Annotated in this window: 8 protein-coding genes; 5 read left to right on the top strand and 3 right to left on the bottom strand. The window is 76.9% G+C overall.

The features are described 5' to 3' along the window. The 3 genes from N866_RS14040 to N866_RS14030 all read left to right on the top strand — a co-directional run. Window positions 1–745, top strand: a 745-nt coding sequence (locus N866_RS14040) for a dihydrolipoamide acetyltransferase family protein (protein ID WP_162177322.1), incomplete at its 5' end; no start/stop codon positions are given. A 148-nt stretch (window positions 746–893) separates the two neighbouring features. Beyond that, window positions 894–2,171: a glycosyltransferase family 4 protein gene (locus N866_RS22450; RefSeq protein ID WP_034227421.1), complete on the top strand. Its 1,278-nt coding sequence runs from the start codon at window positions 894–896 to the stop codon at window positions 2,169–2,171. A gap of 392 nt (window positions 2,172–2,563) precedes the next feature. Next, window positions 2,564–3,028, top strand: coding sequence for a hypothetical protein (locus N866_RS14030; RefSeq protein ID WP_034227420.1), 465 nt, complete (start codon window positions 2,564–2,566; stop codon window positions 3,026–3,028). Between the two features lie 170 nt (window positions 3,029–3,198). On the opposite strand, the gene N866_RS14025 is transcribed toward N866_RS14030, so the two are convergent. After that, the gene (locus tag N866_RS14025; RefSeq protein WP_034227416.1) at window positions 3,199–3,720 is read right to left on the bottom strand and encodes a hypothetical protein; all 522 of its coding nucleotides are present in this window, start codon (window positions 3,718–3,720) and stop codon (window positions 3,199–3,201) included. A gap of 1 nt (window position 3,721) precedes the next feature. Next, the gene (locus N866_RS14020) at window positions 3,722–5,449 is read right to left on the bottom strand and encodes a PspC domain-containing protein (RefSeq protein WP_034227414.1); all 1,728 of its coding nucleotides are present in this window, start codon (window positions 5,447–5,449) and stop codon (window positions 3,722–3,724) included. Window positions 5,450–5,611: 162 nt separating this feature from the next. Between N866_RS14020 and N866_RS14015 the strand changes: the two genes are divergently transcribed. Together N866_RS14015 and N866_RS14010 are read left to right on the top strand one after the other, a co-directional pair. Then, on the top strand, window positions 5,612–6,877 hold the full coding sequence (locus tag N866_RS14015; protein ID WP_052023075.1) for an ATP-binding protein: 1,266 nt from the start codon (window positions 5,612–5,614) through the stop codon (window positions 6,875–6,877). Next, a complete protein-coding gene (locus tag N866_RS14010) occupies window positions 6,874–7,575 on the top strand; it encodes a LuxR C-terminal-related transcriptional regulator (RefSeq protein WP_081802659.1) in 702 nt (233 codons plus the stop codon). Before N866_RS14015 ends, N866_RS14010 begins: the two co-directional genes overlap by 4 nt. Window positions 7,576–7,620: 45 nt before the next feature. On the opposite strand, the gene N866_RS14005 is transcribed toward N866_RS14010, so the two are convergent. Further along, a partial coding sequence (locus tag N866_RS14005) for an FAD-dependent monooxygenase (protein WP_034227413.1) occupies window positions 7,621–8,100 on the bottom strand: 480 nt, incomplete at its 5' end.

Raw genomic sequence — 8,100 nt, 5'->3', positions numbered from 1 at the left:
GGCTGCTGCCCCCGCGGCGCCGTCTGCCGCTCCTGCCGCGGCGGCGCCCGCGGCGACCTCCCCGGCCCCCGGGACCCGGGTGCCGCACACCCCGATGCGCCGGGCGATCGCGCGCCGGCTCACCGAGAGCAAGGCGACGGTCCCCCACTTCTACGTCGTGGCCGAGCCGCGCGTCGACGCCCTCCTGGAGCTGCGGCGCCAGGTCAACGAGTCGGGCGACCTGCGCGTCTCCGTCAACGACCTCGTCGTCAAGGCGGTCGCCGCCGCCTACCGGGCGGTGCCCGAGGCGAACGTGCAGTGGACCCAGGACGAGATGGTGGTGCTCGACGGGGTCGACGTCGCCATCGCCGTCGCGACCGACGGCGGGCTGCTCACCCCGGTCCTGCGGGGCGTCGACCGCCTGCCGGTCTCGGAGGTGTCGCGGCACACGAAGGACCTCGTCGAGCGGGCTCGCGCCGGCCGGCTCAAGCAGTCCGAGCTCGAGGGCGGCTCGATCACCGTGTCCAACCTCGGCATGTACGGGACGCCGGAGTTCAGCGCCATCCTCAACCCGCCGCAGTCGGCGATCCTCGCGGTCGGGGCGGCGACCCAGCAGCCCGTGGTCGTCGACGGCACGCTCGCGGTCGGGACGGTCATGCGGTGCGTCCTCTCCGCGGACCACCGGGCGGTCGACGGCGCGCTCGCGGCCCGGTGGGCGGCGGCCTTCACCCGGGCGGTGGAGAACCCGCTGACGATCCTCGTCTGAGCGCCGCTGCGGTGAGCGGAGGAGCCGCCTGGCGACTCCTCCGCCGACCGGGAGCGGGGCCGCCCGGCGACTCCTTCCGCCGACCGGGAGCGGGGCCGCGCCGAGCGGCACCGGCCCGGACCGGTTCCGGCGTGTCTAGCCTGGGCCGGTGATCGTCGTCCACGTCTCCGACTGCTACGCCCCGCGCACCGGCGGCATCGAGTCCCAGGTCCGGGACCTCGCGCGGGCGCAGGCCGCGGCCGGCGACGAGGTGCACGTGCTCACCGCCACCCCCGGGGCGGCCGGGCACCACGCCCCGGGCGACCCGCCGGAGGACGACGGCGGCGTCCTCGTCCACCGGCTCGGCACGCGCCTGCCGCTGGACCTGCCGGTCAACCCCGCCGCGCCGCCGCGGATGCGCGCGCTGCTGGACCGGCTGCACCCGGACGTCGTGCACGTCCACGCCGGCGTCCTGTCGCCGTTCGCCTTCGACGGCACGCGGGTCGCGGTCGACGCCGGCCTGCCGGTCGCGGTGACGTGGCACTGCATGCTCGACGGCGTCGTCGGGCCGTTGCGGGCCGCCGTGCGGGCGACCCGGTGGGGGTCGGCGCCCCTGGCGCTCAGCGCGGTGAGCGGTCCGGCGGCGCGCCGGGTCGAGCAGGTCTTCGGCGCCCCGGTCGCCGTCGTGCCGGACGGCATCGACCTGGACGCCTGGGTCCCGGTGAGCGACGCACCGGAGAGCGGGGCGCCGGTGAGCGGGGCGCCGGAGTTCGGGGGACCGGTGAGCGGGGCGCCGGAGTTCGGGGGACCGGTGAGCGGGGCACCGGTGAGCGAGGCCTCGGGGACCGAGATGCGGTCCCCCGGACGGGAGGCGGTGCGCCGGTCCCGGCCCCGACCGCTCCGGATGGTCGCGACGATGCGGCTCGCCCCCCGCAAGCGCGGCCCGGCGCTCATCGACGTCGTCGCGCGCGCGGCCCGGAGCCTGCCGCCGGGGTCGCTGACGCTCGACGTCATCGGCGACGGGCCGGCGCGGTCCGCGGTGCAGCGGCGGGTGGACCGGCGCGGCCTGGGCGACGTCGTCCGCCTGCGGGGCCGCGTGCCGCGTGCGCAGCTCCCGGCCGTCTACGCCGACGCGGACGTGTTCCTCGCGCCGGCCCGGCTCGAGGCCTTCGGGATCGCGGCCCTGGAGGCACGGACCGCCGGGCTCGTCGTCGTCGCGCGTCGGGGGACCGGCGTGGAGGAGTTCGTCACCTCCGAGGAGGACGGCCTCCTCGTCGCCGACGACGCCGCCATGGCGGCCGCCGTCGTCCGGCTCGCCACGGAGCCGGGGCTGCTCGAGCGTCTGCGGACGGCGGCGGTGCGGCACCGTCCGGTGCACGGGTGGCAGCTCACGGCGCGGGCCGCGCGCGAGGAGTACGTCCGCGCCCGCGCACTGCGCGGCATCTGACGCCCGAACCGCCCCGCCCCGTCCGTCCCGCCTCGCCGGGCACGCCGCTCGCCTCGCCTCGCCCCGCCCCGCCCACCTCGCCCCGCCCACCCCTGGCGCCCCACCGAGCTCGGTACCTCTGCACGGGCTCGGTCCCTCTGCGTACCGATCTCGTGCAGAGGTACCGAGTTCGCGGGGTGGGGCAGAGGGCGGTTGGCGGGCCGGCCAGAGGTACCGAGCTCGCGGGGTGGGGCTGAGGAGGCGGGGGTGGGTCCTTGGTCCGGGAGCCTTTGGGCCTATGTCACGGCCTCCGCCGTGAGAATGACTGGCCTCATCGAGCCGCAGAGGGCTCACCGGGACCGCCCCCGACAGGGACTCCCGGATCGGAGAGGTTCCTGGGAAGGGAGTGGACGATGTCCACGACGCTGGTCAACACGAAGGCTGTCCGTCTGATCGCCGTGCTGCTGATGGTCGCCGGTGTGGTCCTGGTCGCCGGGGGTGCGGCCACGTGGATCACGGTCCGCAGCCAGCTGGTCGCGGAGAACATCACGATCCCGGACGACGCGATGGCGTTCGCCGGCAAGACGGTGGACGGTCCGCTGGACGCGTACGTCCAGGCCGACATCATCAACAAGCACGCGCTCGAGGGCTCCGGTGGCAAGACCTACGCGGAGCTGGACCGTGAGGACCCGGCGCGCGGCAGCGTCATGAACGGCTCGTTCCTGCGGGCGTCGCTGTTCACCTCGGTGATCGCGTTCGGTGTGGCCGCGTTCGCCGCGGGCATGGGTGTGCTGTTCGTGGCCACCGGCTACGCCCTGCGGGCCCTGGTCCCGGCCACGGCCGCCGCGCCGCGCCAGACCGTCGGTGCCGGCGCCTGACGACCTCGGCGTCCGCACCGATGCGCCGCCCCACCTGACGCAGGCGGCGCACCGACGAAGGGCCGCACCAGCCTCGGCTGGTGCGGCCCTTCCACGTCACCGGTCGTCCTCCCCCTCCAGGAGGACGACCGGCCGTCCTGCGTCCCGCTCGGGGACGGTTCGCTGGCCCGTCAGACCTCGCGGGTCCGGCGCCGGCCCGCCGAGACGAGCGAGCCGACGACCAGCCCGACGCCGGCCAGGGCGACCGTCGCGATGACGGCGAGCTGCACGTCGAGGACGAGCCCCGCGGCGGCCGCCGCGAGCATCGCCCCGGCGACGATCACCACGACGCCCCACACGACGGTCCCGACCCGCACGCCGCGGGCGATCGGCCGCGTCGTCGGCAGGGCCGTCGCACCGGACGGTGCCGCGGCCGCGGGGACCGACCACGGGGCGTCGTCGTGGCGCGGGGTGCCCGTGGAGGTGGACGTGGTCGTCGTCCTGCCCGTGGACGTGGTCGCACCCTCGGGGCGGGTCGTGCCCGTGGTCCCCTGGTCCATCGTGAGCTCCTCGTGGTGATCGGTGGTGCGGGGGGTGGTGCTGGTGGGTCCGGGGCCGTCGGCTCCGTCGGTCGCAGCCAGGTAGGGCTGGTCGGCCCGGTCGGGCTCGGTGCGGTCGGGCTCGGTGCGGTCGCGGGCGTCGTCGTCGGCCATGTCAGTCCTCCTCCACGCTCACGGCACCGGCTCCGACGGAGATGTCGAGCACGACCTGCGGCTCGGCGCCGTCCCGGACGGCCGGGGACTCGTACTCCTCGCGGCCCTGACCGACGCCGGTCTGCACCGCCTCGCCCAGCCACATCACCTCACCGGCGAACACCTGGATGTCCGCGGTGTAGGCGGCGTCCTCCGGCATCCGGACCGTCACCTCGCCGGCACCCACCGCGATGGGGATCTCGACGACGTCGCCGGCGCGCAGAGGCAGCTCGGTGAGGTCGATGGTCGCCTCGCCCGCACCGACCGAGTAGCCGCGCTCGGCCTCGTCGACGGTCGTGGGGGTGTTGCGGATCTCGCCCATGCCGGCGCTCGTGCCGTCCCAGCTCCACTCCGTCCAGTCCGTGCGCTCCAGCACGGCGAGCGGGACGAGGGCGATGGTCGTCAGGACGGCGATGGTGCCGAGGGCGCCGCTGTGCCGCCCGCGGAGCCCGGCGACGACGATGGCGATGCCGGACAGGACGACCGTGACGGCGCCCGCCGCGAGCAGGACCGAGCCGTCGAAGACGCCGACGCGCTGGGCGTACCAGAAGCCGGCGAGCGTCAGCAGGCCGAGCCCGACGACGACGCTCACGACCGTGGAGCCCGGGCCGAGGACCCGGGGACGCGGCGGGGCGGGCGGCGTCGCGGGTGCCGGGGTCGGCGCGCCGGGGTACGGGGTCCCCGGGCCGCCGTACCCGCCGGAGCCGGACCCGCCGTACCCGGAGCCGCCGTACCCGGCGCCGGAACCGCCGGCGCCGTACGCCGGTGCGCCGTACGACGGCCCGCTGTAGGCAGGTGCGTTGTCAGCGGGTGCGCCGTAGGCGGCGCCGGTCGGGGCGGCCGTGCCGGTCGGGGCGGAGCTCCCCGCCGCGAACGTGGTGCCCGCGGCCGCTGCGTGCGGCGCGAAGGTGGCGTCCGGCGTCCCGCCGTCGGCCGGGGACGCCGTCGGGTACGGCGCGGTGGTGTCCATGGTGGTCCCTGTGGGTCGGGCGGCCTCGGTGGCCGCGGGGTCCGTGCCGTGACCGGGCGCGGGCGGGGGTGGAGTCGTCGTGCCGGCTGTCGGCGGCGCCGGGGTCCGGAAGGCGGTGGTGCCGGTCGTGCCGGTCGTGCCGTCCGAGCGGCGGGCGCTCGTCACCAGCACGACGACGAGGACGACCGCGCCCAGCCAGAACAGGCCGCCCCACCAGCGGTCCCCGGACCAGCCGCCCCAGCCCGGCACCCAGCGGTCCGGGGAGGACAGGCCGGCGAAGAACAGCACGACGATGCCGATGAGGGCCGCGTCGAAGTGGCCGCGGAAGAGCTGCTGCACGTGGATCCGCCCGTCGACCTGCTCCGGCAGCAGGGCCCAGGCCACGGCGTACGCGACCAGCCCGAGCCCGCCGAGGAAGGAGGTCAGGACGAAGAGCGCGCGGACGACGAGCGGGTCGATCCCGGCCCGCAGCGCGAGGCCGCCGGCCACACCGCCGATCCAGCGCTCCTCGCTCCGCACGATGCCGGGCCGGCGCACCGCGTCGAAGAAGGCGTCGGTGCCGCTCGGCCGCGGCGGGGTGTGCGGCGCGTACGGGGAGTACGGCGCGTACGGTCCGGCTCCCGGGGCGCCACCGGGGTACTGCCCGGAGGGCGCGCCGGCCGGGTGACCAGCAGGCTGACCGGCGGGGTTCGCCGGCGGGGGAGGCGGGGTCGTGTCCATGGCTCCAGCCTGCTCCCGGGACCGGTGCCGCAGGTATCGGTTGCCCCCCTGACGTCACCCTGATCCGTGCCGTCGGAGACCCTGAGGCCACCCGGAACCGTCCCCTGAACGGCCCCCGGATCGGCCTCGTGCGGCCCCGCGGGATCGTCCCAGCGTGTGACGATGCTGCTCGTGACGACCACCGCCCCCACGCGCGAGCGCCTGCCGCTGCGCCGGCCCCTCGAGGGCCGGTGGGCCGTCGGCGTCTGCGCGGGGCTGGCGGCGCACCTGGGGGTGTCGGTCGCCGTCGTCCGCGCCCTGTTCCTGCTGCTCCTGCCGCTCGGCGCGACCGGCGTCGTCCTCTACGTCTTCCTGTGGGTCACCGTGCCCTCGGGCGACCCGCTCCGCGCGGCCGGGGACCGGCGCCCCGCCGCGCTGAGCCGGCTCGCGCCGCGCCTGCGGGACCCGGAGCGACCCGTGCCGCTGACCGACATCGGCCTGGGCGTGCTCCTGCTCGGCGGCGCGGGGCTGCTGCTGGCGATCCGCTTCGGGTGGGACGTCGACTACTCCTGGGTCGTGCCGACGCTCATCGCGCTCGTCGGCGCCGGGCTCGCGTGGAGCCAGCTCGACGCGGTCCAGCGCGACCGGTGGCTGTCCCGCGCGGGCGGCCGGACGCCGGCCAGCGTCCTGCGGCTCGCGGGCGGGGTGCTGCTCGTGGGGGTCGGCGTCGTGCTCCTGGTGGGCCAGGACGAGCCGGTCGACGCGCTGCTGCGCTCGGCCTCCGCGGCGCTCGCGGTGCTCGTCGGGGCGGCGCTCGTGCTCGCGCCGTGGTGGCTCCGGCTCGTGCGCGAGCTCGGCGACGAGCGCGCCGCCCGCGCGCGGGAGTCCGAGCGCGCCGACATCGCCGCCCACCTGCACGACTCGGTCCTGCAGACCCTCGCGCTCATCCGCGCCCGGTCCGACGCCCCGGACGACGTCGCCCGGCTCGCCCGTGCGCAGGAGCGGGAGCTGCGTGCCTGGCTGTACGACGACCGCAGCAGCCCCGGCACGTCCCTCGCGGACGCGGTGCGCGACGTCGTCGGCGAGGTGGAGGACCGGTACGCGGTCGCGGTGGACACGGTCGTCGTGGGCGACTGCATCCCGGAGAACGGCGCCGAGGCGCTGCTCCAGGCGACGCGCGAGGCGCTGCTCAACGCGGCGAACCACGGACGGCCGCCGCTGTCGCTGTACCTGGAGTGCACGCCCGATCAGGTCGAGGTGTTCGTGCGGGACCGCGGCGAGGGCTTCGAGCTGGACGCGGTGCCGCACGACCGGTTCGGCGTCCGGGAGTCCATCATCGGACGGATGCGCCGGCGCGGGGGCACCGCGACGGTCAAGAGCCGGCCGGGGCAGGGCACCGAGGTGCACCTGTGCCTGCCCCGGCACGAGGAGGAGGGGGTGTCCCGGTGAGCGAGGGAACCAGCACCGGATCGGCCGCGACCGGGGGCGGGGCGGGCGACGCCCTGGACGTCGTCCTCGTGGACGACCACCTGATGTTCCGCGCCGGGGTCCGCGCGTCGCTGGACGGCCGGATCCGCGTGGTCGGCGAGGCCGACGACGTCCCGTCCGCCGTCGAGGCGGTGCGGCGGCTCCGGCCGCCCGTCGTCATCCTCGACGTGCACCTGCCCGGCGGGAACGGCGGGGGCGGCGCCGAGGTCATCCAGGCGTGCACGGACCTGCTCGGCGAGGTCCGCTTCCTCGCGCTGTCCGTCTCCGACGCGGCCGAGGACGTCGTCGCCGTCATCCGGGCGGGTGCCCGCGGCTACGTGACCAAGGCGATCTCCGGGCCGGACCTGTCGGACGCCGCGCGCCGGGTGGCGGGCGGCGACGCCGTCTTCTCTCCGCGGCTCGCGGGCTTCGTGCTCGACGCCTTCGGGGCGGCGGCCGGGGACATCGCCACGGGCGACGACGAGCTGGACCGGCTCTCGGCGCGCGAGCGCGAGGTCATGCGGCTCATCGCGCGCGGCTACTCCTACCGCGAGGTCGCCTCGGAGCTGTTCATCTCCATCAAGACCGTGGAGACCCACGTCTCGGCGGTGCTGCGCAAGCTCCAGCTGTCCTCCCGGCACGAGCTGACGCGGTGGGCGGCGCAGCGCCGGCTGCTGTGACGGCCGTCTGGACCCTCGACCCGCTCGTGTCAGCGGTCCCGGACGTCAGGACGGTGGCGGAGGTCGCCAGCCGGCCGCACGGTCGGAGCCCCGCAGGACCACCGGGGCGGGGGTGAGGCGGACCGCCGCGTCGCGGACGGCGGCGCGCACGCGCCCCCCGCCCTGCGTGACCCGCCCGAGGCGGGCGGACAGCCGGCTCAGGGTCACCGCCCGGGGGCGCCGGGCCGCGCTGTACCGGGCCAGGGCCTGCTCGACCGGGACGTCGTCGGCGAGCAGGTGGGTCAGCACGACGGCGTCCTCGAGGGCCAGGCAGGCGCCCTGCCCCAGGTTCGGCTCCATGGCGTGCGCCGCGTCGCCGAGCAGCACGGCGGTCCCGCGGTGCAGCGGCGCGGGCACGTGCCGCAGCGCGTGCACGTCGTGGCGCAGGACGGCGTCGGGGTCGAGGGCGTCCAGCAGGGCGGGGATCGGGGCGTGCCACCGGCCGTCCGCGCGGCGCAGGGCGGAGCCGGCGAGGACGGCGGCGCG

Origin of the sequence: Actinotalea ferrariae CF5-4, assembly GCF_000603945.1 — a bacterium.
Classification (GTDB): domain Bacteria; phylum Actinomycetota; class Actinomycetes; order Actinomycetales; family Cellulomonadaceae; genus Actinotalea; species Actinotalea ferrariae.
The sequence above is the reverse complement of the archived record's forward strand: the minus strand, read 5'-3'. Positions and strand labels throughout refer to the sequence as shown.

Bases quoted from the DNA above. Each gene is read 5' to 3' on its own strand.
- N866_RS14030 (WP_034227420.1), top strand. From the start codon at position 2,564: ATGTCCACGACGCTGGTCAACACGAAGGCTGTCCGTCTGATCGCCGTG.
- N866_RS14025 (WP_034227416.1), bottom strand. From the start codon at position 3,720: ATGGCCGACGACGACGCCCGCGACCGCACCGAGCCCGACCGCACCGAG.
- N866_RS14020 (WP_034227414.1), bottom strand. From the start codon at position 5,449: ATGGACACGACCCCGCCTCCCCCGCCGGCGAACCCCGCCGGTCAGCCT.
- N866_RS14015 (WP_052023075.1), top strand. From the start codon at position 5,612: ATGCTGCTCGTGACGACCACCGCCCCCACGCGCGAGCGCCTGCCGCTG.